The sequence below is a fragment of the Mesorhizobium sp. 113-1-2 genome (assembly GCF_016756475.1).
In the GTDB taxonomy this organism is placed as follows: Bacteria; Pseudomonadota; Alphaproteobacteria; order Rhizobiales; family Rhizobiaceae; genus Mesorhizobium; species Mesorhizobium loti_C.
In genome coordinates, this window is sequence record NZ_AP023242.1 from 3,250,754 (window position 1) to 3,276,645 (window position 25,892).

The 25,892-nt window shown below is 62.8% G+C and carries 35 protein-coding genes and 1 pseudogene; 11 read left to right on the top strand and 25 right to left on the bottom strand.

The window, feature by feature from the left end; all coding sequences use genetic code 11:
• Positions 1-205: 205 nt before the first annotated feature.
• The 5 genes from JN279_RS15685 to JN279_RS15705 form a co-directional block, all read right to left on the bottom strand.
• On the bottom strand, positions 206-739 hold the full coding sequence (locus JN279_RS15685; RefSeq protein WP_202353265.1) for a DUF2306 domain-containing protein: 534 nt from the start codon (positions 737-739) through the stop codon (positions 206-208).
• A gap of 263 nt (positions 740-1,002) precedes the next feature.
• On the bottom strand, positions 1,003-1,830 hold the full coding sequence (locus tag JN279_RS15690) for an ABC transporter permease (RefSeq protein WP_202353266.1): 828 nt from the start codon (positions 1,828-1,830) through the stop codon (positions 1,003-1,005).
• Between the two features lie 2 nt (positions 1,831-1,832).
• On the bottom strand, positions 1,833-3,113 hold the full coding sequence (locus tag JN279_RS15695) for an ABC transporter permease (protein WP_202353267.1): 1,281 nt from the start codon (positions 3,111-3,113) through the stop codon (positions 1,833-1,835).
• 2 nt (positions 3,114-3,115) lie between these two features.
• Positions 3,116-4,165, bottom strand: a complete 1,050-nt coding sequence (locus JN279_RS15700; RefSeq protein WP_202353268.1) for an ABC transporter substrate-binding protein — start codon at positions 4,163-4,165, stop codon at positions 3,116-3,118.
• A gap of 43 nt (positions 4,166-4,208) precedes the next feature.
• Positions 4,209-5,339, bottom strand: coding sequence for an ABC transporter ATP-binding protein (locus JN279_RS15705; RefSeq protein WP_202353269.1), 1,131 nt, complete (start codon positions 5,337-5,339; stop codon positions 4,209-4,211).
• A gap of 299 nt (positions 5,340-5,638) precedes the next feature.
• On the opposite strand from JN279_RS15705, the gene JN279_RS15710 reads away from it, so the two are divergent.
• Both JN279_RS15710 and JN279_RS15715 read left to right on the top strand, forming a co-directional pair.
• Complete coding sequence (locus tag JN279_RS15710; protein ID WP_202353270.1) at positions 5,639-7,027, top strand: aminotransferase-like domain-containing protein; 1,389 nt, start codon at positions 5,639-5,641, stop codon at positions 7,025-7,027.
• 16 nt (positions 7,028-7,043) lie between these two features.
• Positions 7,044-8,288, top strand: coding sequence for an NAD(P)/FAD-dependent oxidoreductase (locus tag JN279_RS15715; RefSeq protein ID WP_446720409.1), 1,245 nt, complete (start codon positions 7,044-7,046; stop codon positions 8,286-8,288).
• On the opposite strand, the gene JN279_RS15720 is transcribed toward JN279_RS15715, so the two are convergent.
• Both JN279_RS15720 and JN279_RS15725 read right to left on the bottom strand, forming a co-directional pair.
• Complete coding sequence (locus JN279_RS15720; RefSeq protein ID WP_202353271.1) at positions 8,285-8,953, bottom strand: GntR family transcriptional regulator; 669 nt, start codon at positions 8,951-8,953, stop codon at positions 8,285-8,287. The two genes, JN279_RS15715 and JN279_RS15720, sit on opposite strands and share 4 nt — an antisense overlap.
• Before the next feature lie 50 nt (positions 8,954-9,003).
• Positions 9,004-9,747 (bottom strand): helix-turn-helix domain-containing protein, encoded by a 744-nt coding sequence (locus JN279_RS15725; RefSeq protein ID WP_202353272.1) that lies wholly within the window; start codon positions 9,745-9,747, stop codon positions 9,004-9,006.
• Between the two features lie 237 nt (positions 9,748-9,984).
• Here JN279_RS15725 and JN279_RS15730 point away from each other — a divergent pair, with 237 nt between their 5' ends.
• A complete protein-coding gene (locus tag JN279_RS15730; protein ID WP_202353273.1) occupies positions 9,985-10,332 on the top strand; it encodes a hypothetical protein in 348 nt (115 codons plus the stop codon).
• Positions 10,333-10,391: 59 nt separating this feature from the next.
• On the opposite strand, the gene JN279_RS15735 is transcribed toward JN279_RS15730, so the two are convergent.
• Positions 10,392-11,120, bottom strand: a complete 729-nt coding sequence (locus JN279_RS15735) for a Crp/Fnr family transcriptional regulator (RefSeq protein ID WP_202353274.1) — start codon at positions 11,118-11,120, stop codon at positions 10,392-10,394.
• Positions 11,121-11,641: 521 nt separating this feature from the next.
• On the opposite strand from JN279_RS15735, the gene JN279_RS15740 reads away from it, so the two are divergent.
• Positions 11,642-11,836, top strand: coding sequence for a hypothetical protein (locus JN279_RS15740; protein ID WP_202353275.1), 195 nt, complete (start codon positions 11,642-11,644; stop codon positions 11,834-11,836).
• A gap of 11 nt (positions 11,837-11,847) precedes the next feature.
• On the opposite strand, the gene JN279_RS15745 is transcribed toward JN279_RS15740, so the two are convergent.
• On the bottom strand, positions 11,848-12,192 hold the full coding sequence (locus JN279_RS15745) for a low affinity iron permease family protein (protein WP_202353276.1): 345 nt from the start codon (positions 12,190-12,192) through the stop codon (positions 11,848-11,850).
• Between the two features lie 119 nt (positions 12,193-12,311).
• Between JN279_RS15745 and JN279_RS15750 the strand changes: the two genes are divergently transcribed.
• Both JN279_RS15750 and JN279_RS15755 read left to right on the top strand, forming a co-directional pair.
• Entirely contained in the window at positions 12,312-12,662 is a 351-nt protein-coding gene (locus JN279_RS15750) for a hypothetical protein (protein ID WP_202353277.1), read from the top strand.
• A 246-nt stretch (positions 12,663-12,908) separates the two neighbouring features.
• Positions 12,909-13,091: a hypothetical protein gene (locus JN279_RS15755; RefSeq protein ID WP_202353278.1), complete on the top strand. Its 183-nt coding sequence runs from the start codon at positions 12,909-12,911 to the stop codon at positions 13,089-13,091.
• Positions 13,092-13,101: 10 nt separating this feature from the next.
• Here the strand turns inward: JN279_RS15755 and JN279_RS15760 are convergent, their stop codons facing one another.
• Positions 13,102-13,347, bottom strand: coding sequence for a hypothetical protein (locus JN279_RS15760; RefSeq protein ID WP_202353279.1), 246 nt, complete (start codon positions 13,345-13,347; stop codon positions 13,102-13,104).
• 269 nt (positions 13,348-13,616) lie between these two features.
• On the opposite strand from JN279_RS15760, the gene JN279_RS15765 reads away from it, so the two are divergent.
• Positions 13,617-13,910 (top strand): hypothetical protein, encoded by a 294-nt coding sequence (locus JN279_RS15765; RefSeq protein WP_095200573.1) that lies wholly within the window; start codon positions 13,617-13,619, stop codon positions 13,908-13,910.
• An 82-nt stretch (positions 13,911-13,992) separates the two neighbouring features.
• Here the strand turns inward: JN279_RS15765 and JN279_RS15770 are convergent, their stop codons facing one another.
• Entirely contained in the window at positions 13,993-14,601 is a 609-nt protein-coding gene (locus JN279_RS15770; protein WP_202353733.1) for a cysteine hydrolase family protein, read from the bottom strand.
• A 34-nt stretch (positions 14,602-14,635) separates the two neighbouring features.
• Positions 14,636-15,175, bottom strand: coding sequence for an inorganic diphosphatase (locus JN279_RS15775; RefSeq protein ID WP_202353734.1), 540 nt, complete (start codon positions 15,173-15,175; stop codon positions 14,636-14,638).
• 132 nt (positions 15,176-15,307) lie between these two features.
• Here JN279_RS15775 and JN279_RS15780 point away from each other — a divergent pair, with 132 nt between their 5' ends.
• Positions 15,308-15,583 (top strand): hypothetical protein, encoded by a 276-nt coding sequence (locus JN279_RS15780; protein WP_202353280.1) that lies wholly within the window; start codon positions 15,308-15,310, stop codon positions 15,581-15,583.
• A gap of 9 nt (positions 15,584-15,592) precedes the next feature.
• On the opposite strand, the gene JN279_RS15785 is transcribed toward JN279_RS15780, so the two are convergent.
• Positions 15,593-15,910: a plasmid stabilization protein gene (locus tag JN279_RS15785; RefSeq protein ID WP_096448366.1), complete on the bottom strand. Its 318-nt coding sequence runs from the start codon at positions 15,908-15,910 to the stop codon at positions 15,593-15,595.
• A gap of 230 nt (positions 15,911-16,140) precedes the next feature.
• On the opposite strand from JN279_RS15785, the gene JN279_RS15790 reads away from it, so the two are divergent.
• Entirely contained in the window at positions 16,141-16,332 is a 192-nt protein-coding gene (locus JN279_RS15790; RefSeq protein WP_096448364.1) for a hypothetical protein, read from the top strand.
• Positions 16,333-16,690: 358 nt separating this feature from the next.
• Here the strand turns inward: JN279_RS15790 and JN279_RS15795 are convergent, their stop codons facing one another.
• The 5 genes from JN279_RS15795 to JN279_RS15815 form a co-directional block, all read right to left on the bottom strand.
• Positions 16,691-17,164, bottom strand: a complete 474-nt coding sequence (locus JN279_RS15795) for a hypothetical protein (protein ID WP_202353281.1) — start codon at positions 17,162-17,164, stop codon at positions 16,691-16,693.
• A gap of 7 nt (positions 17,165-17,171) precedes the next feature.
• Positions 17,172-17,348 carry a hypothetical protein gene (locus tag JN279_RS15800; protein ID WP_202353282.1) on the bottom strand — a complete coding sequence of 59 codons (177 nt, stop codon included), beginning with the start codon at positions 17,346-17,348 and terminating at the stop codon, positions 17,172-17,174.
• Positions 17,349-17,592: 244 nt separating this feature from the next.
• Positions 17,593-17,802, bottom strand: a complete 210-nt coding sequence (locus tag JN279_RS15805) for a hypothetical protein (protein ID WP_244571183.1) — start codon at positions 17,800-17,802, stop codon at positions 17,593-17,595.
• Positions 17,803-17,903: 101 nt separating this feature from the next.
• Positions 17,904-18,593, bottom strand: coding sequence for a Crp/Fnr family transcriptional regulator (locus JN279_RS15810; protein WP_202353735.1), 690 nt, complete (start codon positions 18,591-18,593; stop codon positions 17,904-17,906).
• A 263-nt stretch (positions 18,594-18,856) separates the two neighbouring features.
• Positions 18,857-19,384 (bottom strand): hypothetical protein, encoded by a 528-nt coding sequence (locus JN279_RS15815; protein ID WP_202353283.1) that lies wholly within the window; start codon positions 19,382-19,384, stop codon positions 18,857-18,859.
• Between the two features lie 189 nt (positions 19,385-19,573).
• Between JN279_RS15815 and JN279_RS15820 the strand changes: the two genes are divergently transcribed.
• Together JN279_RS15820 and JN279_RS15825 are read left to right on the top strand one after the other, a co-directional pair.
• Positions 19,574-19,777, top strand: coding sequence for a hypothetical protein (locus tag JN279_RS15820; protein ID WP_202353284.1), 204 nt, complete (start codon positions 19,574-19,576; stop codon positions 19,775-19,777).
• Between the two features lie 138 nt (positions 19,778-19,915).
• On the top strand, positions 19,916-20,071 hold the full coding sequence (locus JN279_RS15825; RefSeq protein ID WP_202353285.1) for a hypothetical protein: 156 nt from the start codon (positions 19,916-19,918) through the stop codon (positions 20,069-20,071).
• Positions 20,072-20,081: 10 nt separating this feature from the next.
• Here JN279_RS15825 and JN279_RS15830 read toward each other — a convergent pair whose 3' ends face one another.
• The 7 genes and pseudogenes from JN279_RS15830 to JN279_RS15860 form a co-directional block, all read right to left on the bottom strand.
• On the bottom strand, positions 20,082-20,462 hold the full coding sequence (locus tag JN279_RS15830; RefSeq protein ID WP_202353286.1) for a YkvA family protein: 381 nt from the start codon (positions 20,460-20,462) through the stop codon (positions 20,082-20,084).
• Positions 20,463-20,559: 97 nt separating this feature from the next.
• Complete coding sequence (katE, locus tag JN279_RS15835) at positions 20,560-22,671, bottom strand: catalase (RefSeq protein WP_202353287.1); 2,112 nt, start codon at positions 22,669-22,671, stop codon at positions 20,560-20,562.
• Between the two features lie 152 nt (positions 22,672-22,823).
• Positions 22,824-23,039: a CsbD family protein gene (locus tag JN279_RS15840; protein ID WP_202353288.1), complete on the bottom strand. Its 216-nt coding sequence runs from the start codon at positions 23,037-23,039 to the stop codon at positions 22,824-22,826.
• A 303-nt stretch (positions 23,040-23,342) separates the two neighbouring features.
• Positions 23,343-23,432, bottom strand: a complete 90-nt coding sequence (locus tag JN279_RS15845; protein ID WP_202353289.1) for a putative RiPP precursor — start codon at positions 23,430-23,432, stop codon at positions 23,343-23,345.
• A 581-nt stretch (positions 23,433-24,013) separates the two neighbouring features.
• On the bottom strand, positions 24,014-24,121 hold the full coding sequence (locus JN279_RS15850) for a hypothetical protein (RefSeq protein ID WP_096448352.1): 108 nt from the start codon (positions 24,119-24,121) through the stop codon (positions 24,014-24,016).
• Between the two features lie 97 nt (positions 24,122-24,218).
• Positions 24,219-24,332: pseudogene (locus JN279_RS38215) on the bottom strand (hydroxyacid dehydrogenase); the annotation flags it as partial.
• Positions 24,333-24,750: 418 nt separating this feature from the next.
• Positions 24,751-25,782 carry a hydroxyacid dehydrogenase gene (locus JN279_RS15860; RefSeq protein WP_202353291.1) on the bottom strand — a complete coding sequence of 344 codons (1,032 nt, stop codon included), beginning with the start codon at positions 25,780-25,782 and terminating at the stop codon, positions 24,751-24,753.
• Between the last annotated feature and the right edge of the window lie 110 nt (positions 25,783-25,892).

The window sequence follows — 25,892 nt, forward strand, 5'->3', positions numbered from 1 at the left end:
TGGGGTTTTGGGGCATTCCATGAAGAAGACTTACGAAAAACCGGTTCTGGTGAAGCGCGAGAAACTGTCCGCCGTCGTCGCGTTCGTGGCGTCCGGTCCGGTCTGAACCGGGGCAGCCGGACATTTTCGCCGGCCGTTCGTGGTGACAATGCGATAGGGCGGCATCGCGTGACTGACAGGTCCAGCCAGCCTGCAACTGGCGGCCTTATGCGCTTCCGGGCTGGGATTCTCCACGCATGGGCGGCATTGCCGCCCGTGCACCGCGCGCGGCATAGAGGCCGGCCGCTGCCGCGAGGATCACCAGGGCGGCAAACACCAGCAGCTTTTGTGGCGTCGCGCCCTGCGGGCCGAAGGCGACGGCATACATGGTGCGGCCGGGAATGAAGGTCAAAAGCCCGGTAATGATCAGGCCGAAAATGTAGGTGCCCTGCATGATGCGGCGGTGTGCACCGATCTCGCCTCGGCGCGCGGCCCGCACGCCGCGCCACAGCATCACCAGCACCAGAACCGACAGAAGGTGGATCGGGCTGAACGGCCCCCACAGCCGGATCGTCCAGATGAACAGGCCGGAGCCGGCGACCGTCGCCATCAGCGCCACCCAGACGCGGCCAAGCGCCCGGTGCAGCCGGTCGCCCTTGGTGCGCCACAGTTGCATGGCGCCGAGCAGCAGCGCGGCAATGGCGATCAGCGCGTGGAGCTGAATGACGGGCGAGGCGTGGAGCAAGGGGCTGAGCGACATCGGTGTTCTCCGCGAGAGGACGGATTATGGCCGAGAGGGCGCCGGAGCGGCAAGGGCGCCGGGAGTTGACCAGAGGTGCCGGGGTCCGGCCGATTTGAAACTTCCGTCTCCCAGATTGTTCCGCGCCGGCCGCCTCAAAAAAGGCCCCACCAGCAGGGGGCCGGCGGGGCATGATCGGAGGTCTGCGATCGCCTGGGAGGCGATCTCGGGAGAAACGGGAACGGCTTGCGAAAAGTTTCAGTGTTTTTCTGCGCGGCTGTTGCCTAGCCGGCTGATGCCCGGCGGCCCTGGCCGCGCCGGGCAAGCAGGTTCGCCACCACCAGCAGCACGATCGACAGCGCCATCATCAGCGTCGCGGCGGCGGTGATGGCGGGCGAGAGTTTTTCGCGCAGGCCTATGAACATTTCGAGCGGCATGGTGCGCTGGCCGGCGCTGGCCAGGAACTGCACCACCACCACCTCGTCGAAGGAGGTAACGAAGGCGAAGGCCGCGCCCGAAAGCACGCCGGGCAGGATCAGCGGCAGCATGACGCGGAAGAACGCGGTCAGCGGCTTCGCGCCTGATATGGCGGCGGCGCGCATGAGATTGCGGTCGAAGCCGGTGAGGCTGGCGCCGACGGTGACGACGACGAAGGGGCTGGCAAGGGCGGTATGCGCCAGGATGATGCCGGCATAGGTGCTGGCGAGGCCAATGCGGGCGTAGAACAGATAGGAGCCGACGGCGGTGATCACCACCGGCACGATCAGCGGCGACAGCAACAACGGCATGACGATGCGGCGGCCGGGAAACTTCTCGTTCGACAGCGCGATGGCCGTCAGCGTGCCTAGCGTGGTGGCGATCAGCGTCGTGCCGAAGGCGACGATCAGGCTGTTGCCGATCGCCGACTGCCAGCGCTGCGTGCCCAGCACCACCTCGTACCAGCGCGTCGACAGGCCTTCGAGCGGGAAGATGAAGAAGGCGCCGCTGTTGAAGGAGAGCGGCACGGGGATGAGGATCGGCACCAGCAGGAACAGGATGACCAGGCCGCACCACAGCCACAGCAGCGCGACGCGGATGCGTTCACCAGAGGTGGGGTAGGGCGACAACAGCATGGCTACACCATCTTCAGGCGGTCGAGGCCAAGGATCCGGGCGAAGATGCCGAACAGGGCCAGGGTGAAGACCAGCAGGATGAAGCTGAGGGCCGCCGCCATTTCCCAGTTCAGTTCGACATTGACGTAATTGGCGATGAAATTGCTGATCAGCTGGTCGCTGGCGCCGCCGATCAGGGCAGGGGTGATGTAGTAGCCCAGGCACAGGATGAAGGTGAGCAGGCAGCCGGCCATGATTCCGGGGAAAACCTGCGGAAGGTAGACGCGCCGGAAGGCGGTGAACGGCCTAGCGCCGAGCGAATAGGCGGCCTTCATCTGCGAGGGCGCGATGGTGCGCATGACGGAGTAGATCGGCAGCAGCGTGAACGGCAGCTGGATATGCGTCATGGCGATGATCAGGCCGATGCGGCTGTACATCAGGTCGAGCCGCTCGGAGGCGAAGCCGAGCCACAGCAACAGGTCGTTGACCAGGCCGAATTTCTGCAAGAGCACAGTCCAGGCAGCGGTGCGCACCAGGATCGAGGTCCAGAACGGCAACAGCACCGCCACGATCAGGATCGCCGCCAGCCCCTTCGGCACGCTCGCTATGAGATAGGCGAGGGGAAAACCGAGCAGCAAGGTGGCGAGCGTGACGCTTGCTGCAACGAAGAAGGTGCGCAGGAACACCTGTAGGAAGATCGCCTGCTCGGGCGGCACGCGCTCGATGCCGCCATCGGCGTTCCATCTGAGGTCGAGTGCGCTGAGCAGATAGAACGAGGTGATGGCATGGGTGCCGTTGGCGATGGTCGGCCAAGTGCCGGGCGCGGACCAGAAGGGCACGGCTTTCATGATCTCGAGCGGCGGCTTGCCGCCCGCGCCTTCGAGCTGGCGTACGGTCTTCAGCACCTGGCTGCGGGCGCCAGGCAAGCGGGCGTTGAGCGCCTTGGCCAGCTCATAGGCGGTGCCCTTGGCCTGGTTGTCGCTGAGGTCGGCGGCGAGCGCGATGAAGGCGGCATCTGCAGGCAGGCCCTGGCCGTTCCAGTCGGCAAGGGCCACGCTGGTGCGCGGCAGGGCGTTGGCGATGGTCGGGTCGTAGACGGCGCGCGACAAGAGCAGCACGATCGGGATGCCGAAGCTCAGCGCCAGAAGCAGGAGCAGGGGCGCGGCCAGCGCCAGCGAACGCAGCCGGTCGCCGAATTCGGCGCGGCGCAGCGCCGCCGACGCGGTTCCGGGATCCGCGCCGGCGGCCGGCCGGCCGCGGGCCAGCGCGGGCCGGTCGAGTTCGCTGGGCTGCAAGGCCGACATTCCTACTGCGCCAGCCAGGCGTTGAAGCGCTTGACCAGGTCCTCGCCATAGTCGCCCCAGAATTCGGTGTCGGCGACGAGGTAGGCGCCGGCGAGGTGGTCTGGCGCGTTGGGCAGTTTCGGCAAGGCATCGGCCGCGACGAAGGACGCCGCATCGGTGCGCACCGGCCCGTAGGTGATGTAGCTGGCGAGCTTGGCGTTGTTTTCCGGCTTCGAGATATAGGCGAGGTATTTGTAGGCGAGTTCCGGGTTCTTGGCGCCCTTCGGGATGGCGATCATGTCGTATTCGAGGATCTGGTTGTTCCAGATGATCTTGAAGGGCTTCTTGTCGGTGTCGATGGCGTTCTGGATGCGGCCGTTCCAGGCTGTGGTCATCACCACCTCCTTGGAGGCGAGCAACTGTGCCGGCTGCGCGCCGGCATCCCACCAGACAATGTCCTTCTTGATGGTGTCGAGCTTCTTGAAGGCGCGGTCGACGCCCTCGGGTGTGGCCAGCACCTTGTAGACGTCGGCGGGCGCGACGCCATCGGCCATCAATGCCCATTCCAAGTTCTGCGCCGGGAATTTGCGCATGGCGCGTTTTCCCGGGAATTTCTTGGTGTCGAAGAGGTCGAGAACCGAGGTCGGGGCTTCCTTCAGCACGGTCGGATCATAGGCGAGGATGTCGCCGTAAGCGTCGAGACCGACACCGCAATCGAGCGCTGAGCCCTCGATGAACTTGTCGCGCGGGCCGATCTTGGAATAGTCGAGGCGCTCGAGGATGCCGGCGTCGCAGCCTTGCAGCACGGTCGCGGTTTCCACCGTCACCAGGTCGATCGGCACGTTGCCGGTGTCGACCATGGCTTTGACCTTGCCGAGATCGCCGAGATATTCCTGCTCGAGGATTTTTGCGCCGGTCTCCTTGCTGAACGGCTCGAACCAGGCCTTGCGCTGGGCGTCCTGCCAGGCGCCGCCGCTGGCCATGATCGACAATTCATCGGCGAAGGCGTGGCCGATGCTGAACAGTGCGGTGGCCGCGGCCAAAGCGAGCATCCGGGTCTTTGCGATTTTCATTTTTTCTTCCCCTGTTTTTGAGATGGACCTGTTTTGGTTTGGTTCAGGATGTCTTGGCGGCCGTGGCATCGGCGGGAAAGGCGCGGCAGTCCTGCGGCGCGCAGGAGACCGTGACGGCCTCGCCATTGGCCATGGTCGCCTCCGGGCCGACCTTGACGGTCAGCACCTGGTCGTTGCCGAGCCGGGCCAGCAGCCGCAGATGGTCGCCGAGGTAGATGCGGCCGTCGACCGTGGCGGGCAGCGCGTTGCCGCCGGCTGGCATAAGGCTGAGCCGCTCGGGGCGGATGGCGACGTGGCAGGCGGCTCCCTGCGCCACGCCGATGGCAAGCGCTGTCAGCTCGCCGCCGCCGGTCAGCTTAACGCGGCATTCCTTGCCGGAGACGCGGTCGACGACGCCCTCCAGCGTGTTGTTCTCGCCGATGAAGCTCGCCACGAAGGAGCTTTGCGGGGTGTTGTAGAGATCGTCGGGTGAGCCGAGCTGGGCGATGGCGCCATTGTTGAAGACGGCGACGCGGTCCGACATGGTCAGCGCCTCGCTCTGGTCATGGGTGACGTAGACAATGGTGACGCCGAGGATGGTGTGGATCTGCTTGATCTCGAGTTGCATGTGCTCGCGCAATTTCTTGTCGAGCGCGCCCAGCGGCTCGTCCATCAGCACCAGGCTCGGTTCGAACACCAGGGCGCGGGCGAGCGCCACGCGCTGCTGCTGGCCGCCGGAAAGCTGCGCCGGCTTGCGGTCGCCGAACTGTTTCAGCCGCACCATGTCCAGCGCGCGGCCGACGCGGCCGGCAATGTCGGCCTTGCCGACCTGGCGCACGGAGAGCGGGAAGGCGACGTTTTCCGCCACACTCATATGCGGGAAGAGCGCGTAGTTCTGGAACACCATGCCGATGTTGCGCTGGTAGGGCGGCAAACGGTCGACCGGCTTGCCTTCCAGCGTGATGGTGCCGCTGGTCGGCCGTTCGAAGCCGGCCAGCATGTTGAGCGTCGTCGTCTTGCCCGAACCGGATGGGCCGAGAAGGGTCAGGAATTCGCCGCGCGCGACGCCGAGGTTCAGCCGGGTCACCGCGAAGGCGCGGCCGTCATAGGATTTCTCGACATCGACGAAGTCGACGAAAGCCGGGCCGGCGGCAGGCGCCGCTACCGGAGAGGACAGGGCGTAAGCGGCGCTCATAGGGTGCCGTCCTGATGGATGCCGCTCAAGTGGCGGGCTGAAGCGATGTGGGGCTTGTGATGCATGGTTCCATCCCATTGGAAGCCCGCATCTCGGCGGGTCGTCCAAACTTGTATGCTCACACAATCTATCTGAAATCGAGCATAGATGCAGACAACTTTGGGCGTCAAGCCAGTTTTTCGGCGATTGTGTGATATTTTCGCTCGGAGTTCTCCGGTTCTGAGTCACACAAGCGCTATTGTCCGGCGAATTGTCTTATGCTAGAGCGCTTACATCAGTTCCAGCCGAATCCTGTCCGCATGCTCAGCGATCTCCGCCTTACCGAGGATGAAAGTCCGGTCTATCGCCGTCTCGCCGACGCGATCGCCGAGCGTATTGCCGCCGGCACGCTGGCGGTCGGCGACCGGCTGCCGCCGCAGCGCGATATAGCGCGGGCGCTGGGCATCAACGTCACCACGGTGACGCGGGCGCTGGCGACGCTGCAGCAGCGCGGCCTGCTGGAGGCGCGGCCGGGGCGGGGCACGACGGTGGCGGCCAGGCAGGCGGCCGAGCGACCCGGCTTCGTCTCGGCGCCGAGCGACGAGAGCGGCATCATCGACCTCTCGGTCAATCGCCCCGCCACCTCGGCCTATCTCGACGCGCTGGCGGCGCTGTTGCCGCGCTTGCCGAGGGATCCGCACTATGCCTCGCTGCAGGATTATCATCCGCCGGAAGGGCCGCTGTGGGCGCGCGCGGCTGTCGCTGACTGGCTGAAGTCCGTTGCCGGCGACGGCGACCCCGGCCGCGTGGTGCTGGCGGCCGGTGCCCAGCACGGGCTCGACTGCCTGCTTGGCGCGGTGACACGGCAAGGCGAGGTGGTGCTGGCCGACGAGGTGACCTATCAGGGCATCAACGCGCTCTGCCGGGTCCATGGGCTGGATCTCAGGGGCGTCGCCATGGATCGCGGCGGCATGCGGCCGGATGCTTTCGACGCCGCCTGCGCGCAGCTGCGCCCCCGCGCGGTGTTCCTGGTGCCGACGCTGCACAATCCGACGACCATCACGCTCAGCGAAGCGCGCCGCCATGAGCTTGCGGCCGTCGCGCGCCGCCACAATGTCCTGATCATCGAGGATGACGTCTACCGGCCCTTGGCCGACGAGGCCTTGCCCTCCTTCGCCAGCCTGGAGCCTGAGTTGACGGTGCATATCGGCGCGCTGTCGAAATGCCTGGCGCCCGGCTTGCGGCTCGGCTTCGTCATCGCGCCGCGCGCCATTGCCGGCCAGGTGGCGGCGGCGCTGCGCATCAATTGCTGGAGCATCAGCCCGCTGACGGCGCTGATCGGCGCACGGATGATCGAGGACGGCGCGGCAGCGCGCATCATCGAGGTGCAGAAGCACGAGCTGCGCCAGCGCCAGGCAATCTTGAGCGAAATCCTCGGCCGCTACGATGTGCAGAGCCAGCCGAGCGCCACCCATGCCTGGCTGCGCCTGCCCGAGCCATGGCGCGGCGCCGGCTTTGCCCGCACCTGCCTGGAGCGCGGCGTGGCGCTGCTGCCGGGCGATGCCTTCGCCGTCGGCCGCGAGCCGGTGCAGCACGGCGTGCGCATCAATGTCGGTGCGGCGCGCTCGCAGGACGATCTGCGCACGGCGCTGACCACCATGGCCGAGCTGCTGTCGGCCGGGCATCTGCAGCTGCCGGGTTTTGTCTGAGGTCAGGAACCACATTGTGACAGAGAAAAACGTCGAGATCGCCGTCATCGGTGCCGGCGTGGTCGGGCTGGCCACTGCGCTGCGGCTGGCCAGCGACGGCCGCGAAGTGCTGCTCATCGATCCCAACGAGCCGGGCTCGGGCGCCTCGATTGGCAATGCCGGCACGCTGGCCGAATATGCCTGCATGCCGGTCGGCAACCCCGCCGTGCTGCGCGCGCTGCCAAATCTGCTTCTTAACGCCGACAGTCCGTTTTCGCTGCGCTGGACAGCGCTGCTGCAGCTGGCACCGTGGCTGCTGCGCTTCGTCAGGCAGTCGCTGCCGGCCGCCACCCATGCCAATGCCGTCGCGATGGCCGGCCTGCTGGCCGATTCCCTGCCTGCGTGGGAGGAGATGGCTGTTGAGGCCGACGCCGGGGATCTGCTGCGCCGCAATGGCTGCCTCTATCTCTACCGCCGCCCGAATGATCTTGCCGGCGGCGCGTCGAGCCGGGCGTTGCGCGCCGAATTCGGCGTCGACCAGGCGGTGCTGAACCCTGGCGAGGTGGCCGCGCTGGAACCGAACCTGCCGGCGGTGCAGGGCGGCGGGCTGTTTTTCCCGCAGTCGATGAACCTGACCGATCCCCGGACCATGATGGCGCGGCTGCTCAAGGCGGCGACGGACCGGGGTGCTGCCTTGCTGCGGGGCGAGGTGACAGGGCTGCGGGCCGATGCCGGTGGTGTCGACCTCAGCGGTCCCGGCTTGCGGCTGCGCGCCGGCAAGGTGGTGATCGCCGCCGGCGCCTTCTCGCGGCCGCTGGCGGCACAGGCCGGCGACCGCATCCCGCTCGAAACCGAGCGCGGCTATCACCTGGAATTCGCGACGCCGGCGCCGGTGCTGACACGGCCGGTGTGCCCGGTCGATCTCGGCTTCTACATGACGCCGATGGCCGGCCGGCTGCGCGTCGCCGGCACGGTCGAACTCGGCCAGCTGTCCTCGCCGCCCAATCCGCGCCGGTTGGCGCTGCTCGATCGCGGCGTGCGCCAGTTCTTCCCCTCGCTCGGCCAACCGTCGTCAAATTGGCTCGGCTTTCGCCCGTCGCTGCCGGATTCCAGGCCCGTGATTGGCCCGTCGCCCGGCAATGCCAACATCATCTACGCCTTCGGCCACGGCCATCTCGGGCTGACGCTCTCGGCCGTCACCGCGCGGCTGGTCGGCGACCTCATCGCCGACCGTCGGCCCAATAGCGGAAGACTTGCGCCTTTCGCGGCTGGGCGGTTCTAACCCGCGCCAGAAGCCGTCTCGATCTCCTGGAGGTAAAACACCTTGCTCGGCTGCAGATGGTCGACGCAGAGCTGTGCCAGCACCCAATTGTCGCGCCGCTTCATCGCCTCGATCATCATCCGGTGGTGCTGGCGCGAGACGTCGAGCTTTTCCTTGTCGGCCAGCGAATTGGCCCGCACCGGCAGGCTGAGCCGCATGTAATGCTCGATCGAGGAGACGAGATAGGCGTTGCCGCAGGCCGAGAACATGGTCAGGTGGAAGCGGTCATTGGCCTCGTGGATGCCCCTGAGATAGCCTGCGTCGACATGGCCGCTGTAGATGCGGTGGATCTCGGTCAATTCGGCGATCAGCGCCTCGCTGGCCGGCAGGCGGATCATCAGCGCGGCCTGGCGCTGCAGCATTTCGCGCACTTCGTAGATCTGCCTGACTTCGTCGGGTGACAGCCGGCGCACCATGGCGCCCTTGTTGCGCTCGCGCGTGACGATGCCGAGCTTTTCCAGCTGGTAGAGCGCCTGGCGGATGGTGTGGCGCGAGACCGGAAAGCGGGCGAGCAGCACGTCCTCGACCAGCCGTTCGCCCGGCGCCAGCCGGCCGAAGATGATGTCCTCCTCCAGTGCGTGAACGGTGTCGGCTTCCTTGCCGCCATAGTCGAAACTGTTGAGCATCGCGAATCCCTGTTAGCCCGAGCCAACGTCCTTTGGTTCGGGACGGCACTCTAGCCTTCGCGGAAAAGGCTGGCCACCAGCTGATCGAGGCGCGGATCGTCGAGGCTGACGATGCCGGACATCTGCAGTGTCTGCCTCAGGCTGATCCTGCCGACCTCCTGGCGCATGATGACCTTGACGCAGACCGGCCTCGTTCCGGTCAGGACGAACGCGTTGCCGACCAGGACCGGCTCCGAGAACGGCGCCCACTGCACGGCAACGATTGACGGTTCGCCGGTCTGCCGGCGGTTGATGCCGGCGAAATAGATCCAGTTCAGCTGCGAGATCGCCACGCCATAGTGCCAGCCCGGCGCCCGCGCTCCGCCCCGGCGGAGGCCCTCGGCCCAGCGGGTCACGCGCCTGAAGGTCACCAGCTCGGCCTCGCGCCGCACGAAGGTGACTGACCGCATCACAAGATCGGGCCGGTCGGGAACCGCAAAGTAGGTGAAATAGGTGCCGCCGGCGATGGCGGGAGCCGGGCCGCGCACCATGTTCTCGTAAAGCCTCTGGTGGATCGGCAACAGGGTCGGGTGTGCGGGCGCGGCAGCCTCCGGCGCGCGGTACAATTCATCCTCGTCGATGCGGAAATAGGCGCAGATCAGCTTCGCCGTCGCCTGGTTGGGCACGCTCTTGCCTTGCAAATAGCGCTCGAACTGCGTGCGGTTCATGTTCAGGCCGCGGCATACGGCGGCCACCGACGCATGGCTGGAGACCAGCCGTCGCAGATTCGCGGCAAGATTCCTGCGAATTGGCACGACACCGCCCCTCGACAGCCGTCCGGACCGTTATTCAGCAATTGCTTATATTGCGCCAATCTCGCACAACATCGCGCTGCCGCGAATGGGACCTTTGGCCAATAGCGTGGCCGGCGCGGAGGCGCGGAAACTGTACGATTTCGTACATATCGCCTATGCAAGCCATGCGAATGGGCGTAGCTTCAGGCGAAGAGCGACCCTGGATCGGCCTCTCGACATCGAATGATGGAGAGTGCTTTGGACCACGCAGAGCTGATCGATATTCTCGACTATACTTACACTCAATTGAGCAAGATCCGCCAGGCGGTCGCGGCGAGCGATCATGCGGGCACCATGTTCGCCATCGATTGCCTGATCGGCGCGGCGGCCGAGCAGACCAGGTGCAAGCTCGCTGGCCTGGAACATGCCGGCATGCCCGTTGGGAGGGATGGGCCGGTCGGCAGGGATGGGCCAGTTGGCAGGGATGGGCCAGTTGGCAGGGATGAGCCCGTCGGCGGAAGCGGCACTGTAGCCCGCTTCCAGGCAAGGGCGGCCAAGCAGCTGGGCGCGGGCGAGGCAGCGACGCGCGTACGGCGCCTGCCTTGAGCCTTTTCGCCAGACTTCGCGCCGGCCGCGCGGAAATAGGCCCGGTATCATCGCCCTGATCAGCCCGGCACGATCTCGCCGATCAGCCTGGAATATTCGGCTTCGGGTTCGCCGTAACTGCCATTGGCGAGTTCCAGCAGCCCGGCGCGGTCGCGAATGACGATCTCGCCACGGCGCGAGCGGATGAGCGCGCGGCCTTCCAGCAATTGCAGGGCGACTGTGACGCCAGGCCGCCGCACGCCAAGCATGATGGAAAGAAATTCGTGGGTGATGGCGAGGCGTTCGCCGGGCACCCGGTCGTCGCACATCAGCAGCCAGCGCGCCAGCCGCTCCTCGAGTTTCAGCCTTGCATTGACCAGCGCTGTGCAGCCGGCCTGGGTGTGCAGCGTGTTGACGAAGCGCAGCAGGAACAGGCGCAAGGTCGGGCTTGCCGCGAGGGCCGCGTTGAACGGCGCGGCATCGATGCGGATGGCCTCGCCTTCGAGCTGCACGAAACAGGCATGCGCGGCACGGTCGTCGCCCATCACCAGCGTTGACCCGGTCATGCCCTCGAAGCCGATGAAGCCCACCTCCGCGTCTCGGCCGCTCGTCGTCCTGGCGACAACCGAACCAATGCCTTGTTCGATGAAGTAGACGGCCTCTATCGCGACATTGGGCGTGACAAGCATCATGCGCAGCGGCAATTCGCAACGCTGCATATGCGGCTCCAGCAATGCGAGATCATCCGCGCTCATGCGCAGCAGCAGCTGGTTTTGGTATTGATTTCGGTCGAGATCAGATTCAGTCATGGCGCGGCCCAATGCAGGGCAAGAGCCATCCGATCTCCCAGCCGTCCGCGCCCGTATCAACGTGCCGACGATTGCATGGATATGGGGACTCGGGACCAAGAAACCTAGGAATGCGGTCTGGAATTCGATGCACGGCGTCCCCTCTCACCGTTTCGCATACGAGAAGATCGACCGCAGCGTTAGTGTCGCAAACGTACCAAACCCAGCTTGGTACGAAACCGACCTATCTCTTGGGCCCTTGGCTTGGAGGAGCTGCGGTTAAAAATCCGCCGGCCGGTCATGAGCAATTCGCGCCAGACTGAGGAACCCCCGGACATACGCAGGGTCTCGACAACGCTGGGTTGGTCTGGCACGGGCGGCCCTCTGTCGGATACAAACCCTGCAGCAGTGGCAACGTTCCACCGCGAATTGACTCGCTATTTTTGTACGAAAGCGTACGCTTCTCGTGTCGTCCGCCTTACACGGCACACGGACGCTTGGTAGCCAACTCAGGTGCTCCCGCCATCGACGCGGAGGCTGAAATGGCAGAGGACCATTCAGGCAAAGGGGTAACGGCGTTCGACTGCGAGATTCTTCGCGGCGCCTTCAGGAAATTGGTCGTGGAAAATCGCATCACCGAACGCGAATGGCGCATGCACGCCCGGGTGCTGGCGCGCGAATTGACCGAACTTGACGAGATCGACCCGGACATTGTGGAGTGGATCGTGCGCAGGTAGGTCTTACCGATTTACGCCTGGTCCGTGGCGGTTCGCGCCGCCTCTTCCTCGAGCTTGGTAAGCTTGGCCTTGATCTCCTCCGGGTCGGCATGTTCCAGCCCGACAACATCGTTTCTGGTGTCGTCGAGAGCGACGATGATCTCGTCGAGCTTGGCATGGATGGCGGCGGTGTCGCGGTAGCCCTGGATCAAGACGACGCCAGTGATGACGATGGCCGCGACCGACAGCGCATAGGTGACGGCGTTTGTCAGACCGAAAGGCACCAATGCGGTACACACCACCATGGCGATGATCATGACGTAGAAACCCGGCGGGCGAGACAGGAAATCTGCGGCGGCGAAAAGGAATTTGTTCATGCCATCCACCAATGGTCGTAACGCGCACCGGGTCCCATAATGCCAGCAAGTTCGTCGAAGGAATTTCGTTCCAGGAACCTGGGCGACCTCTCGAAGTTTGGCTGAGAGGAAGGGCAGCCATGCCACGCTATCAGATCCACGAAATGGACGGCGGTGAGCCTTCGGCATCGCATCTCGCCAGCGGCACAACCGCTCTTGAAGCCCTGCAGAAGATCACCGGCAAAACGATTTGGACGCCGGCCTTGCAGAGCCGCTGGTTCAGAGTGGTCGACGAAGACGAGGGCGACGTGTTCGAATACAGCGTCGAGCACGAGTTCACCTCGCGTCGGGAGTTTTGTGCGTCGCCTTTCGGGCGCCAGGCTTGCGTTTTGCCGCAGTGGCGCCGGCGGAAGCCGGGGCCTCCGATGAAAGCCGCTGCTCTCGCAGCCGGGCGGTCTTTGCCTCACGCGCCTCGCGTTCGATGGCAATGATCGATTGAGCTTCGCGGGTGGCGCGTTCAATCCGGTCCTTGTCCTGAGGCAGTCGGGCCACGGTATTCTCCTTTGCTTCGGTGGCACTCAAAATGCGAGCCGACTGAAAACGTTCCAGCAACCGGGCCGCTCGGTACGAAAACGACACCACATTTGTTGTTGTGCGCGCTCGCAATCGCCTTAGAGGTGAGGGTCACCGGCCACGAAACGGGCGCTGGTGCTTGAGAGCCAGTGGATCATCCGCAAGTGAAGAGGCCGCTCCCCGCCAGGCTGGCGAACGACAATTGCGAGGCTGAAGATCACCTTGTTGTGGTGACATTGGGCATACGTGCCACCCTCGAGGGCCTGGCCGCGCCTGTCGAAATGCTGATCGAGGTCTTAAGCTTCGAAGACCCAGCGGACGCCATCGAGCCGCCGTCGGCGCGGTAGCCTGATATCCTCACCCATCCGCACGCTTGGTCTTGCTGGCGCCCTGTTCGCCGCTCAGAAGACCGAAGTCGGCGGAACGGGTGCCGCTGTTGGCATGCAGAAAGCCCTCGGCGGCCAGGCCGCGGCGCAGCAGCTCACGCACCGCAGCCGCGCGGCTCGGCATGCGCTTGTCGAAACGCCATGTGTCGAGCGCCGCGAATTCCTCTTCGTTCAGCATGACCTGCAGTCGTTCGGGGCGTTCAAGATTGTCAGGCATCATGGCCTCCTGCTTCCGGCAATCCAGCCGGTGAGCCGAATGAGTAAGTGACTTATGTGCCTCACAATCTGCCAATGGCCTGTTTGGTTCCGAAGTAGCCAAATACATTTGTTGCATCAGCTACTCAAAGTGCCTCGGTTGCGTCACTGGCTAAACATACTAACTAATTGATTTTATTAATATTTTTTTTACAATTGTCTTGCTTTCCCGAAGCGCCTGGCGCATGGTGAAAGTGAGGGAAAACCCAGTCCTTCGGACAGGAGTTTGCCATGCACAACCACCCGGTCGAACTGCGCGACGACCTGAATTACACCTTGGTCAAGACAATCTACGAGTTTGGAATTGTGAACGTTCCGGTCCTGGCCGCTCAACTGGCCGACCGCCACGGAGACCTGTCGTTCGCCGACGCCGAACGGCTGGTGCTTGGCTTCGCACAGCTCTATTCGGCACCGGTCGTGTTCGACCGTTCGGGGTGCGATTGGCGACTGAAAGAGCCTGTCGGCTGGGACAATGACGGCCTGCTTCTCGACATCGTCCAGAACGAGTTTGGCCGCGCCGCCTGACAGCAATTGACTGCTCAGTGGCCAGCGAAACCGACAAATGTGAGCCCACCACCGCAACTCGCTGACTGGGAAATCACGGAGCTCAGTTCCAATTCGAGAGCACGGTTTCCATCTCGACTGTTTCGACCTGCTGCGCGAATCGTTGATGATAGACCGTCAGCAGTGCGTCGTGCGTGGCGTCGGAAGAACTACAGAGCGCATCGGTGACGAGGACCACACGATAGCCGAAATCGATGGCGCCGAGCACAGTGGCCAACACGCACACATCGGTTTCGCCTCCCGTGATCACCAGCGTGTCGATGCCGCGTTCGACCAAGAGCGCTCTTAGGTGACTTTCGAACCACGGTGAGTAGATATGCTTGTCAATGACGGTTGCCGGCGGACAGTAGCCTGCCAACGCCGGTAGCAGGTCGACCATCTCGGGGCCGATGTTGTCGATCGTCATCGACGACCAGCGCTGATAATAGCGTCTCCACGTCCCCGCGCCTTGCCCTGGTTTTTGGGCAGGAACGAACCGCGTGAACACGGTCTGTTGTGCCCGCTTTTCGAGCAACCGCTCTATTTGTGGGAGCACCCGCGTTATCCATGGTGTCGCCCAGTCCGATGGCTCGGCGAAAAGCCTCTGCATGTCGACACAGACATGCATGCTGCGGTGTCCCAACGGTCCATACTCCAGACGCGGCATCGACATCAGCTTCTCTCCGACGCTGTTATCCAAAGACAATTCACGGAGGTGACTGGCGACTGAAGGCATTCATGCCCTTCTTGATTTGCTTGCGAGCTCCCGCAGCATCTTGCCAACCCTTGAACTTGATCGTCTTGCCGGTTCCGACCACCGAGGAGAGGAAAAATTGTTCGATCTCGCGTCGCAGGTCGTCGGGCACATGATCGGCAGCCACCAGTTCGTCCGCAGCGTCTTCTCTATGGGGACAAAAGATGTAGCGGTCGTTGCGCAAGGCTTTCCTGCCCTCGTCCTTCTGTTTGACACGCAAGGCGCCCAGAAGATTGCAGTTGATTATCACACCCGGAGCGGTTGACGCTTGGTGGATGACAAGCCCGTCGAGCGGATCGCCGTCCTGGCCTAGTGTGGAGGGGATGAACCCCCAGTCATAGGGGTACATCATGCCGACCGGCAAAGGGCGGACATAGCCGAACGCCTGCATTCCTGGATCAAAGGCAAGTTTGGCCGTCGCGCCGCGAGGCGTTTCGATCACCACCCGAATGAGGCCCTTGGTCGTTGTCGGCAGTTTCAGGTAGTTGGGCATCAAGATGCCTCTCCTTCAGTTGAGGCGGCGATCGCCGCGACTTCCATCACCAATCGCCCCGGCGCGGTGCACGCGATGGAACTTCATGGCTCGCGGAATGTTCCAAACAGCCGGCTGAAGAGAGTGCCCGACATGACCAAATCGTCTCTGCATATGCTTAAAGGGGTGGGCTATGTAATCTCCACAGCGAGTGTGATCCTGCTCGCTATCGTAAGCTGGTCGAGCGCTTCGAAGAGCATAGCGCTTACCGCCTGTCTGGTTGGTGGCGCAGCCTTATCCATCGTCGGCATGTTCTGCCGCTGGCTGACATATGAGATCGAAAACAGCCGAAACGACGAGAAGGATAAATCTCCCGCCTTGCGTCAGGCGCGACCGAACGGAGGCAAGAACCGGCCAAACGCGTTGTGAGGCAGCGTCCTATCGACTGGCATGCCCCTCATTTCGCTTTCTCGTGGTGGCTGCCTTCTTTGCCGAAGCAGATTTGCTCGCCGCTGATCGTGACGCAGACGCTTTGCCGCCGAGCTCGCCGCCTTTGTGGGCGGCGGGATGGCCCGTATGTTTGCCACGGCCTGAGCCGCCTTCCTTCTTTCCACCGCCATCGTCCTTGTTGACGGTGGCCCATGCGCGTCGTTCAGCCTCCTTCTCGGACACGCCCTTGTCCTCATAGCTTTCGGCTATGTGGTCGGCTTTGCGTTCCTGCTTGTCTGTGTATTTGGATTTGTCTCCGCGCGGCATGGCATCTCTCCCTTTTCCGCTATTCAGCGAAAAACGAGAATGGGTACGGCCGGTTCCAGGTCACTTGAGATCATTTTTTGGAAGCCCGCAATCTCACTCTCAAGCAACGAAAAAACTGTCTTTTGGAAGCCGGGAATGCAGGGATCAAACAGCATACATTTGATGTTGAAAATCGCTGCGGCTCTGCCTTATAAAAATCGCGTTCCCCATTGCTTTCCAGGGAGGCTGCGATGGATGACGTGACGTTGAACAGCAAGGTTTGCCCTTGCGTCGAAGTGGTCGAAGCCTGCGGAGAATGGTTTGTCCGCGTGGTCGAGGAAGACCAAGAACTAACCCGGTCATTCGAGTTGGAGTCCTACGCGCTGGCTTTCGCGGAAGGCCAGCGGGTGCGCCTGGGGCTTGCCGATTTCAAACGGATCTAGGCGCCGTCGGATTCAATATCCGGGCTTCTCGCAAAAGCGACGTCCAATTGTGCGGCCCAAGGAAAGCGATAAGCTCTCGGGCCTGTGCATCGGTGATGCCGGTTTCGTCGACCAAACGGCGAGCAATGCCGTCCGTTTCCGCCGGTGGCCTCTGTGGCTTGTCAGTCATTTTCGGATGTCCCTTCCGTTCGACCCAACGGTGCGCCACACGCAATGGTTCCTGACTCAACCCGGGAATTATCCCGCACATCGCCAGGGGATGCCACAAGGGGCAGGCTCGCCTCATGCAGCCGCCACGGCCGGTCGACCTCGTCACCTGCGGGTCCGTAGCGGTTCGCATCCGGGGGCGCCCCGGGCTTCAATACCGGGGTCTTTTGTCGGAGACCACCACCAGCCTTCCTCCCACATTCTGGCACCGTTTGCAGACGAGCTTCGATGCCAGCCGCCTTTCGGTGTTGAAATCATAGTGGGTGCCGTAGGTCTCGATCAGGCCATCGAGATCCAGCGAACGCAGATGACCGCAGCGTGGATTGCCGCAATACGCGCTGAGGCCCATGCCTTGGTCCCGAAGCTCGCCAAGGTTCTTTGGCCCCGCAATCAGCAGAACAATACCTGCCGGCTCCGCCGGATGTGCGACCGCAGCCAGGACAGGCTTTCGAATCTCCGTCCGGTCAATGGTGCCGATCGCGTGGACTGCCTTGTCTTCTGCGACCCCAATGAGGGAGTCGATCTCTTCCATGGCGTCGATATGCCCACGGACAAACAAAGCCCGTCGCAGCACGTGCAACGCATCTCTCGTTTCGCAAAGTGTCGTGCGCAGGGTGATGGGCATTTCGCGTTCACTCCTTCATGTAGCTGTCGGGAGCGGCAAGTGCCGCCAGAAACATGGGGCCCTCGGATGGCCAGCCGTCTGCCAGGGCGTCGGCCATTTGAGGAAGTGTACAAAGCACCGAAATGGTGCCGACACTTCGCTCGATCGGAATACCGGAAAACATGTTTGGCCGGTTGACGGTCACTGCATAGCTCCCGCTTGGGCGGGAGAATGTTAAGCGCTCTCAAGCACCAGCGCCCGTGCAAAAGCTGATGACATTTTGATTAAGCATTTAAAAAAGGCGCCGTCTATTAACTATGGCGCATCGGTCGAATAATATTAAATTTTTATAGACTTCGATGTTTGCTTGGTGGGAACCGTACGGTTCCGACATTTCTTTGGTTGGTATTGGTACCAAACCGACAATCTGGAGGCGCGGGCAATTCGCACTAAAGGCGTGAAGCGAGCCGGGTCAGCCCTACGCGCATGCGCTGGCTATCGGCAAAGGACCGGGCGTAGGATTCCACATCAAACGTGCTCAAGTGCGCTTTGCCGTTGATAACGACCCGAACACGCCATTCGCCCATGGTCTCGGTGACTTCGACGCCATCTGGAATAAGATTGGGCGGCATAATGTTTGGTTGTTCTGCTTCAGTCATGACTTTCCTCCCGAAAGGGCGAAAGCACCTGATTTGGCTCCCAAGCGTCCGTGTGCCGTAGACGGCGGACGACTTGAGAATTGTACGCTTCCGACAATCCGTTAGCCAGTCAATTCAGACTCCGAACCGACCTCTCCCAAAAGCCTGGCATATTCAGCTTCCGGTACCCCATATCCGCCGCGCGCCAGCGCAATCAGCCCAGGCCGGTCCAGGATGACAACCTCACCCCGGCGCGATCGGATCAGAGCGAGACCTTCCAATTCTTGCAGGGCGATGGTGACGCCTGGCCGTCTTACGCCAAGCATCGTGGCGAGGAATTCGTGGGTAATGGAAAACCGCACGCCCACCACGCGGTCGTCGCACATCAGCAACCACCGAGCCAGGCGACCTGCCAACTTCAGCCGTGCGTTGACAAGTGCGGTATACCCGGTCTGGATCTGCAGGGAATTGACGAAGCGCAACAGGAACAATCGCAATGTAGGGCTGGTCGTCAGAGCCGCGTCAAAGCTGCTTGCGTCGATGCGCATCGCTTCGCCTTCGAGTTGCACGAAGCAGGCTTGCGGCGAGCGGTTGTCGGCCATCACCAGCGAATATCCAGCCATTCCCTCAAAGCCGATGAACCCGATCTCCGCCTCCTGGCCGCCGGACGTGCGCGCGACCACCGACGCAATTCCGTGCTCGATAAAGTAGGCGGCTGCGATCGGCACGCCGGGCGTCACAAGCGGCATTCTCAGCGGCAGAGCTGTCCGCTGCAGACCGGGCTCAAGCAGCGCAAGGTCCTGCTCGCTCATCTTGCGCAACAGTTCATTTCGGAATCTTGGCTGAGCCAAGGTTTCGTCGGCCAGTGCCTCGCCGGTGACAGTCGATTTTGGAATTTCGTAGTTCAATGCGCAACTCCCGCAGGGGCGGGAGTACGATCGACACTCTCAAGCGCCAGCGCCCGTTCAGTGGCTAGCGACAGGAGAACTGTACGCTTTCGACATTCCGATAGCGAGTCATTCCGGGCATAGCCAAGGAAAACACAAGCGGACCTGCAACTGGATGCGCTGCTTACTTACAACTCTTCTGTGGAGGGGTGTGGCGACGAATTGGCGGAGTGCTCCACCGCATCAGCTTGAGGGAAGCGCAATGCTCCGCCGCCACCTGAATCAACAGTCTCGGCACAGGATGGTTCCGTGATTGCAGGGTCGATCGCCCACAAGACAGGCTGTTGCGAAGATGAAGGCAGGCGATCGACCTCGCCGAGCCATTCGGCGTAGCTGGAGTTCATGGCGGCATGCAATTCCGAGGACTTGTCCATGCCGCCCTGAAACAGCTCCATGACGCGGCGGCCAAGCCGCTCCCGCGCCGCGTGCCCGGCACCAATGCCGGCCCGGCGACAATACTCGTCGAGCACTTTGGCCAGGATCAAAAGCTGATTTGAGTCCACCGAACCCTTTGGCATCATCGCTTTTCCCATCGGTGGGGCGAAAGCGCGATCGGCTCTTTCAAGCGCCAGCGCCCATTCAACGGCCAGCGACGGGCGACCGTACGCTTCCGACAATCGGTTAGCCAGTGCCGCGAACTGTCGGAAACGTACCAAGCGACCTTCTTCATTGTTCGGTCACCGGCAACTCGCTAGCCTCCAGACGCGGCGGACCTCGGATGCCGCCTTGGCCGACATGGGACACGGCCACCATCCAAATCCAACCCGGCACGGCCAGCGGTGAAAATGCCTCGATTGCGGGGCCTGTGAAATGGAGACGCTGATGCCGAGAGATAGACCCGCCTGATGCCAGGGGACAGATTCGAGTGCCTGAAGGAAGATTCAGGCAACTGGATGGTGTGGGATCACAAGGGCGGCGCGCCGGCAAAGCTAGGTGGGGCTGAGTTGCGCGGCCAGGACAGGCATCGGGCCGAGATCGCGCGCGACATTCTCAGGCGGATTTTCCGGACCAACCCGGACACGACGCGGAGTGACCCTTCGGACGCGTAGGGCTCAGCCTGTCCCATCGATCGATGCGAGACCAGCAACTACCGGTTTGGCAAATGCCGTCCTGTTGTCGGGAACCGCACGCTTCCAGGAAGGTTTATTTGCGAAGCGAGGATTGCATCATGGTGGTCAGTATCGAACATGGCGGACGCCATCCTGGCAATGCGGATGGTGCGGAAATCCATCACGGACCATGGCCACCTCGAAGCGATGATCGACTTCGACAGGGTGAAGGCCAATGCTGTCGAAGAAGCCGAGAAGCAACTGTCCAGACTGCAGGCTTCAGGGCCGTCATGACTTTGGCGGCCTAAGCTGGCTTCGGCCAGAACAGCCAGAGCAACACAAGCGCCGCCAGGATCCAGACCGCGACCACGAATGCCAGCCCTGCCTTGCTTACCGGCTTGGCGCGGCGTGTCGCCTCGTCTCGGAACTCTTGCATGAGATCGGCTGGCACCAGCTTGACGGCAAGCATGATGCCGAGCGGCACAATGATGAGGTCGTCCAGATAGCCGATGACCGGAATAAAGTCCGGTATCAGGTCGATAGGGCTTAGAGCGTAGGCCGCGACCGCGCCAGCAGTGGCCTTTGCATACCATGGAACGCGCGGATCACGCGCGGCCAGCCAGAGTGCCACGACATCGCGCTTGATGTTGCGCGCCCATTGCTTCGCAGAATCGAGGACCGACATACCGCTTATATACGCAAGCCCTGTCGAAAGGGCGAAGCCGCCGTGCTTGCTTGGTCACGGCGCCTTTGCTCTCGAGCGGACCGAGCTATGTTCGAAGTTAGCCCAGCTTCACCTTCGGTTCGCGTGCCCAGAAGCGCAACTCGCCGAGCCTGGTGACGAAGCCCGCGACATCCTTGGGCGATGCCAGCGCAATGACCGCCTCATCCTCAGCGACGCCGGCCTTGTCCAACAGCGGGGCCGCCGCCTCGACGAAGCCGATGAATTTGCAATGCGCAAAGGCGTCGGCGACGAAGTCGCGGGCGGTGGATTCCTTCAGCAGGTCGGCCATTGCAGGCTTTGCCGGCAACAGCGCGACCGCGTCGTAAAGGACGGATGGCGCGCCTGATATCATCTGCTGTGCGTCGATCCAACTGCCGTCGCTCGCCTTGGCGCCGCCGACCTTCGGCGCGATGATCTCGAACTTGGCGCCGGCCTTGGTCAGCGCCTGCTTAAGGGCATCGAGCAAAGCAGCGTCGGTGCCGTCGGTCACCAATATGCCGAGCTTGCGGCCCTCGAAACGGCCGGGGCCGTTCTTGAGGATGCTGAGCTTATCCGAGGCGGGAAGATTCCGACGCGTCGGCACCGCAGCATCGGCGGGCTTCGGCATCGCCTTCAAGCCGAGCGCATCCGCCACCTTGCGGGCCAACGCATCGTCGATGTTGAGAAGGTGGGAAACGATGCGCTCGCGAATGACAGGCGTTTGCACCTTGCTCAACTCGAAGGTCAGGGCCGAAGCGATGTGGCCTTGCTCCACGGGCTGCTGGCTGATGTAGAACTGGCGCGCCTGGCTGTAGTGATCGGCAAAGGTCTCCGACCGCAACCGCGCCTTCGGTCCGGCCTCGACTTCGGCAAAGGAGCGGAATCCCTTGGCCGGCTGCTCACGCGGGCCTTCATCCCATGAATTGGGCTGGTAGTTGGCGCGGCCGACAGGGTTGCGCATCGCCATGTGCCCATCCTGCTGGAAGTTGTGGAAGGGGCATTTCGGCGCGTTGATCGGAAGGTGGGTGAAGTTGGTGCTGCCCAGCCGTTTGATCTGGGTGTCGAGATAGGAGAAGTTCCGGCCCTGCAGCAGCGGGTCGTTGGAGAAGTCGACGCCGGGCGGCACGTTCTGCGTCATGAACGCGACCTGCTCGGTCTCGGCGAAGAAATTGTCGGGCATGCGATCGAGCACCAGGCGGCCGACCGCGATCGGCGGCAACACCTCCTCGGGAATGAGTTTGGTCGGATCGAGGATGTCGAAGTCGAAACTGTCGGCGAAGGCCTGGTCGAACAGCTGCAGCTGCAGCTCCCATTCCGGGAAATTGCCGGCGTGAATGGCGTCCCAGAGGTCGCGGCGGTGGAAGTCGGGGTCGGCGCCGTTGATCTTGACCGCCTCGTTCCAGGCGACCGATTGCATGCCGAGCTTCGGCTTCCAGAGGAATTTGACGAAGGTCGATTCATCCTTGGCGTTGAGCAGCCGGAAGGTGTGGACGCCGAACCCTTCCATGAAGCGCAGCGAGCGCGGGATGGCGCGGTCCGACATCGCCCACATGATCATGTGCATGCTTTCCGGCGTGAGCGAGATGAAATCCCAGAAATTGTCATGCGCCGTCTGTGCCTGCGGGACGTCGCTGTTGGGTTCGGCCTTGGCGGCGTGGATCAGGTCGGGAAACTTGATCGCATCCTGGATGAAGAACACCGGCATGTTGTTGCCGACAATGTCCCAATTGCCTTCCTGCGTGTAGAGCTTGACGGCGAAGCCGCGCACGTCGCGGGCAAGGTCGGCGGAGCCCTTGTTGCCGGCGACCGTGGAGAAGCGCACGAAAGCCGGCGTCTTTTCGCCGGCGCGCTGGAAGATGTCGGCACGCGTGTATTTGCCCAGCGATTCATAGGTTTCGAAATAGCCATGCGCGCCATAGCCGCGCGCATGGACGACGCGCTCGGGAATGCGCTCGTGATCGAAATGGAAGATCTTTTCGCGGAAGTGGAAGTCTTCGAGCACTGTCGGGCCACGGGCACCGATCTTCAGCGAGTTCTGGTCGTCGGCGACTGGTCCGCCCTGCGCGGTGGTCAGCACCTCTGTCGAACCGGAGGCGGTCTGGTGCAGTTCGCCGCCTTCGCCGCGCTGCAGTTTCTGATCGTGGATGGTCGCGGCCGTCCCGGCCAATTTGGATGATGCTTGCTTCGCCATGACTGGAAATCCCTGGGGCCAATGCGCGGGCTGCGCTGGTTCCTCAATCTCCGGGATGGCAATGCGTTCCCTGCCGTTTTCAGATCCGCAAATGAAGAAGGCCGCCGGTTCGCACGGCGGCCTTCAATCGTCTTTTCAGGAGCGAAGAACCCTCAGAGGTTCTTGTTGATCGCGGCGGCGGTCTTGTTGGTCGCGTCCTTGACGGCGGACTTCGCGTCGCCGACGGCCTTCTGGACCTTGCCCTTGGCTTCCTGTGCCGCGCCTTCGGTGCGCAGGCGGTCGTTGCCGACGGCCTTGCCGACGCCTTCCTTGGCCTTGCCGACGGCCTGATTGGCGAGACCCGAGGCCTTGTCGCTGGTGCTTCCCATGGGATTTCCTTTCGCGGATTGTTTGCTGGGACCAACGTCGCTTTGTTTGGAAAGTTCCGCTCCTCGAAGGGAGGACGCCAAACGAAAAGGCCCGCCACCGACGCGAATCGTGACGGGCCTTCTGGAGTAGGCCGGGCGTCCCACCGCCCGGCCGTTTGCACAACCTGTCAGCGGGACGATCGTTCCATCACAACAGGAGGCCGCCATCTCGGGGCTAGAGCTTTGGGGGCCTTGCGGATCAGCCAAATCTTCGTGGCGCGAGGTCGCAAGACCTCGCGATGTTTCAGGCCTCAGTCCTTCGATTCAGATGCAAACCGAGGTGCAAGTATCCGCGGTAACCGCCGAGAGTTTCTCACGCTTCAAAAGCGTCGGCTTGGCGTAGGTTTTCTTCATGGCCTCGTCCCCCGTGTAAAAAATCAGGCCGCGCAAGGATTCGAAGGGGTGCAGTCAGCGGTTATGGCCGACAGCCTGTCACGTTTAAACAAAAGCGGCTTCTGATAGGTCTTTTTCATGCAATCCCCCTTTCCTTGGCAATGGCTGAGGTAAGCGCGTGCACGCGACTTTTGTCAAGTTGGCGCTAAAATAGGGGCCTGCGGACCGAGCCGAGCGGGATCGAGGGGGCGCTTGGCTGCGGCGCGCTTCCAGACGGATACCCGTTGACGATTGGTGCAAACGCCCATTGCTTCGTCATCCACGGGCGAAGCAATGAGCGAAGCGACGTAGCGCAGACCTGAGGATCCATGCCGGGACTCAGGAGCGCCGCCACAGTGCAGAACTCTGCTCCGCTGCACTCTACGGCTAAGGTCGCGGCATGGATCCCAGGGTCTCCGCGACGCCGCTGCGCGGCTGCTTCGCCCTAGGATGACGAATCTCGGAGAGGCGCCGGCCAATCTCCACGGTTTGCGGTAGTGCAACGCGCGATGGATATTGCCTGCCGGCGGTATGTCTTCAATCACTCAAAATGTGTCGAGAAACTAACCGGCCGGGCCGATTGGACCACTGCCCGAGGCTGCTTGCTGCGCTGTCACCGCCGACAGCTTCTGCCGCTTGACCAAGGTCGGCTTGTCGTAGGGCTTTCGCATGAGTCCTCCTCCCGTTCGAATGGCTGAGGGTCGTTGCATGCCGGCTCGTTGTCAAGCGAGCAGGCAGGAGGCGCAAATGCGCCTTTCTGCTCTTCTGTCAGTTCTTGTCCATCGGCTTGGAGCGCATGCGCGAGACCGTCTTGCGCTTGGAGCGCAGCGGCTGCAGGCCGCGGTCGATCAGGTTCATGTCTTCCAGCACCATGTCGACCATGCTTGTCGAATCTTTCGCCGGGCGTGCGTCCGATGGTTCCGATGATCGCCTGAATATCAGGCGCATGACCAGGCCGAAGTAACCGGCCTGCAGGACGACCAGCGTCAACGCCGACCAGCCAAGGGTCGCCCAGATCGACCCGGTCGCCAAATAGGCCCAGATCGCAACGCCGATGGTCGTTGCAGACATCCCGACCAGAAATTGCGGAAAGTACATGTCGCTTTCCACCCCCATTTCCAACCCGTGGGTTGGAATCCATTCAATGCCAGCATCCTTTAATTAAGTTGTCACTAAATTAGCAATAGTGCAATTGGCAACCGCGAGCACGGTCATGGCGCGGCCATTGGAGTTTGAGCCTGTGTATGGTGTGCGGTGTTTCTCAAGCCACGGACAAAATCAGCGAAACGGCCGCCTTCGATCAGTTCCGATCCACAGGCTTCGACCGCATCCTCGACACCGTCTCACGTTCGGCGCGCTTGGAGCGCAGCGGCGGCAGGCCGCGGTCGATCAGGTCCATGTCCTCCAGCACCATGTCGCCCATGCGCTTGAAGGCAATGTCGAGCGCGCCGGCGCGGTGGGCGGAGCGCAGGAAGCCGGGCAGGGCGCGGACCGGATGGTCGCTCGCCAGCGGCTCTTCCGGGAAGACGTCGCTGGCAGCGACGATGTGGCCGCTCTTCACCGCCGCCATCAGCGCCGGGAAATCGACCACGCCGGCGCGGCTGAGCAGGATGAAGGCGGCGCCCCTGCGCATCGAGGCAAAGGCGTCGGCGCCGAGAAAACCCTGGTTCTCGGAGGTCACCGAGGCGACGACGAAGACGAAGTCGCTCTGCGTCAGCACATCGTCGAGTGAGGCCGGCTCGACGCCATTGTCGGTCAGGATCGACGGCGGCAGCCAGGGATCGAAGACTTTGGTGCGGGTGCGGAAGCCCGACAACAGGCGGTTGAGCGCGCGGCCGAGATCGCCGAAGCCGATGATGCCGACATCGGCGCCGGACAAGAGCCGGGCCGTCAGATTGCCGTCGCCGCCCCACAGTTCCTCGCCCTTGCGGAAGGCGAGATCGGCATCGACGATACCGCGGGCAAGGTTGAGCGCCATGGCGAGGCCAAGCTCGGCCACCGGCTCGGCAAAGACCAGACCGGTGGTGACGACATGGATGCCGCGCGCGAACAGCGTCTCGTATGGCATGTTGTTGAGCAGGTTGGTCTCGACATTGAAGACGCAGCGCAGCGCTTTCATCTCAGCCAGCGTTTCCGGCGAGATCGGCGGCTGGCCGACGATATAGCGGGCCTCGGCCAGCACATCGGCCGGCAGCTTGGCGACGCCATCGGCCGCGGTTTCGACGATGCGGTATTTTGCCCTGAAGCGCGCCAGCTGCGGCGGCGTGAAGATCAACTCGAGCGAGCGTGGTTCCGGCGCGCTGATGACCAGCGGCAAGGTCTTGTTTGGCATGACGATTCCTCCCCGGCGCGATGCTATCGCGCGTTTTTGCTTTGCGCATGTCGTTATCCCAAAACCGTTGTACAGTTGCGGGCGATATGCGGCTCGGCGGTTAAAATACC

Excerpts from the sequence above, each read along its gene's own strand:
- JN279_RS15685 (WP_202353265.1), bottom strand. The coding sequence starts at position 739 with ATGTCGCTCAGCCCCTTGCTCCACGCCTCGCCCGTCATTCAGCTCCAC.
- JN279_RS15690 (WP_202353266.1), bottom strand. The coding sequence starts at position 1,830 with ATGCTGTTGTCGCCCTACCCCACCTCTGGTGAACGCATCCGCGTCGCG.
- JN279_RS15695 (WP_202353267.1), bottom strand. The coding sequence starts at position 3,113 with ATGTCGGCCTTGCAGCCCAGCGAACTCGACCGGCCCGCGCTGGCCCGC.
- JN279_RS15700 (WP_202353268.1), bottom strand. The coding sequence starts at position 4,165 with ATGAAAATCGCAAAGACCCGGATGCTCGCTTTGGCCGCGGCCACCGCA.
- JN279_RS15705 (WP_202353269.1), bottom strand. The coding sequence starts at position 5,339 with ATGAGCGCCGCTTACGCCCTGTCCTCTCCGGTAGCGGCGCCTGCCGCC.
- JN279_RS15710 (WP_202353270.1), top strand. The coding sequence starts at position 5,639 with ATGCTCAGCGATCTCCGCCTTACCGAGGATGAAAGTCCGGTCTATCGC.
- JN279_RS15720 (WP_202353271.1), bottom strand. The coding sequence starts at position 8,953 with ATGCTCAACAGTTTCGACTATGGCGGCAAGGAAGCCGACACCGTTCAC.
- JN279_RS15735 (WP_202353274.1), bottom strand. The coding sequence starts at position 11,120 with ATGACTGAATCTGATCTCGACCGAAATCAATACCAAAACCAGCTGCTG.
- JN279_RS15740 (WP_202353275.1), top strand. The coding sequence starts at position 11,642 with ATGGCAGAGGACCATTCAGGCAAAGGGGTAACGGCGTTCGACTGCGAG.
- JN279_RS15745 (WP_202353276.1), bottom strand. The coding sequence starts at position 12,192 with ATGAACAAATTCCTTTTCGCCGCCGCAGATTTCCTGTCTCGCCCGCCG.
- JN279_RS15750 (WP_202353277.1), top strand. The coding sequence starts at position 12,312 with ATGCCACGCTATCAGATCCACGAAATGGACGGCGGTGAGCCTTCGGCA.
- JN279_RS15760 (WP_202353279.1), bottom strand. The coding sequence starts at position 13,347 with ATGCCTGACAATCTTGAACGCCCCGAACGACTGCAGGTCATGCTGAAC.
- JN279_RS15765 (WP_095200573.1), top strand. The coding sequence starts at position 13,617 with ATGCACAACCACCCGGTCGAACTGCGCGACGACCTGAATTACACCTTG.
- JN279_RS15770 (WP_202353733.1), bottom strand. The coding sequence starts at position 14,601 with ATGTCGATGCCGCGTCTGGAGTATGGACCGTTGGGACACCGCAGCATG.
- JN279_RS15775 (WP_202353734.1), bottom strand. The coding sequence starts at position 15,175 with ATGCCCAACTACCTGAAACTGCCGACAACGACCAAGGGCCTCATTCGG.
- JN279_RS15780 (WP_202353280.1), top strand. The coding sequence starts at position 15,308 with ATGACCAAATCGTCTCTGCATATGCTTAAAGGGGTGGGCTATGTAATC.
- JN279_RS15785 (WP_096448366.1), bottom strand. The coding sequence starts at position 15,910 with ATGCCGCGCGGAGACAAATCCAAATACACAGACAAGCAGGAACGCAAA.
- JN279_RS15790 (WP_096448364.1), top strand. The coding sequence starts at position 16,141 with ATGGATGACGTGACGTTGAACAGCAAGGTTTGCCCTTGCGTCGAAGTG.
- JN279_RS15795 (WP_202353281.1), bottom strand. The coding sequence starts at position 17,164 with ATGCCCATCACCCTGCGCACGACACTTTGCGAAACGAGAGATGCGTTG.
- JN279_RS15805 (WP_244571183.1), bottom strand. The coding sequence starts at position 17,802 with ATGACTGAAGCAGAACAACCAAACATTATGCCGCCCAATCTTATTCCA.
- JN279_RS15810 (WP_202353735.1), bottom strand. The coding sequence starts at position 18,593 with ATGAGCGAGCAGGACCTTGCGCTGCTTGAGCCCGGTCTGCAGCGGACA.
- JN279_RS15820 (WP_202353284.1), top strand. The coding sequence starts at position 19,574 with ATGCCAGGGGACAGATTCGAGTGCCTGAAGGAAGATTCAGGCAACTGG.
- JN279_RS15825 (WP_202353285.1), top strand. The coding sequence starts at position 19,916 with ATGGCGGACGCCATCCTGGCAATGCGGATGGTGCGGAAATCCATCACG.
- JN279_RS15830 (WP_202353286.1), bottom strand. The coding sequence starts at position 20,462 with ATGTCGGTCCTCGATTCTGCGAAGCAATGGGCGCGCAACATCAAGCGC.
- katE (WP_202353287.1), bottom strand. The coding sequence starts at position 22,671 with ATGGCGAAGCAAGCATCATCCAAATTGGCCGGGACGGCCGCGACCATC.
- JN279_RS15840 (WP_202353288.1), bottom strand. The coding sequence starts at position 23,039 with ATGGGAAGCACCAGCGACAAGGCCTCGGGTCTCGCCAATCAGGCCGTC.
- JN279_RS15845 (WP_202353289.1), bottom strand. The coding sequence starts at position 23,432 with ATGAAGAAAACCTACGCCAAGCCGACGCTTTTGAAGCGTGAGAAACTC.
- JN279_RS15850 (WP_096448352.1), bottom strand. The coding sequence starts at position 24,121 with ATGCGAAAGCCCTACGACAAGCCGACCTTGGTCAAGCGGCAGAAGCTG.
- JN279_RS15860 (WP_202353291.1), bottom strand. The coding sequence starts at position 25,782 with ATGCCAAACAAGACCTTGCCGCTGGTCATCAGCGCGCCGGAACCACGC.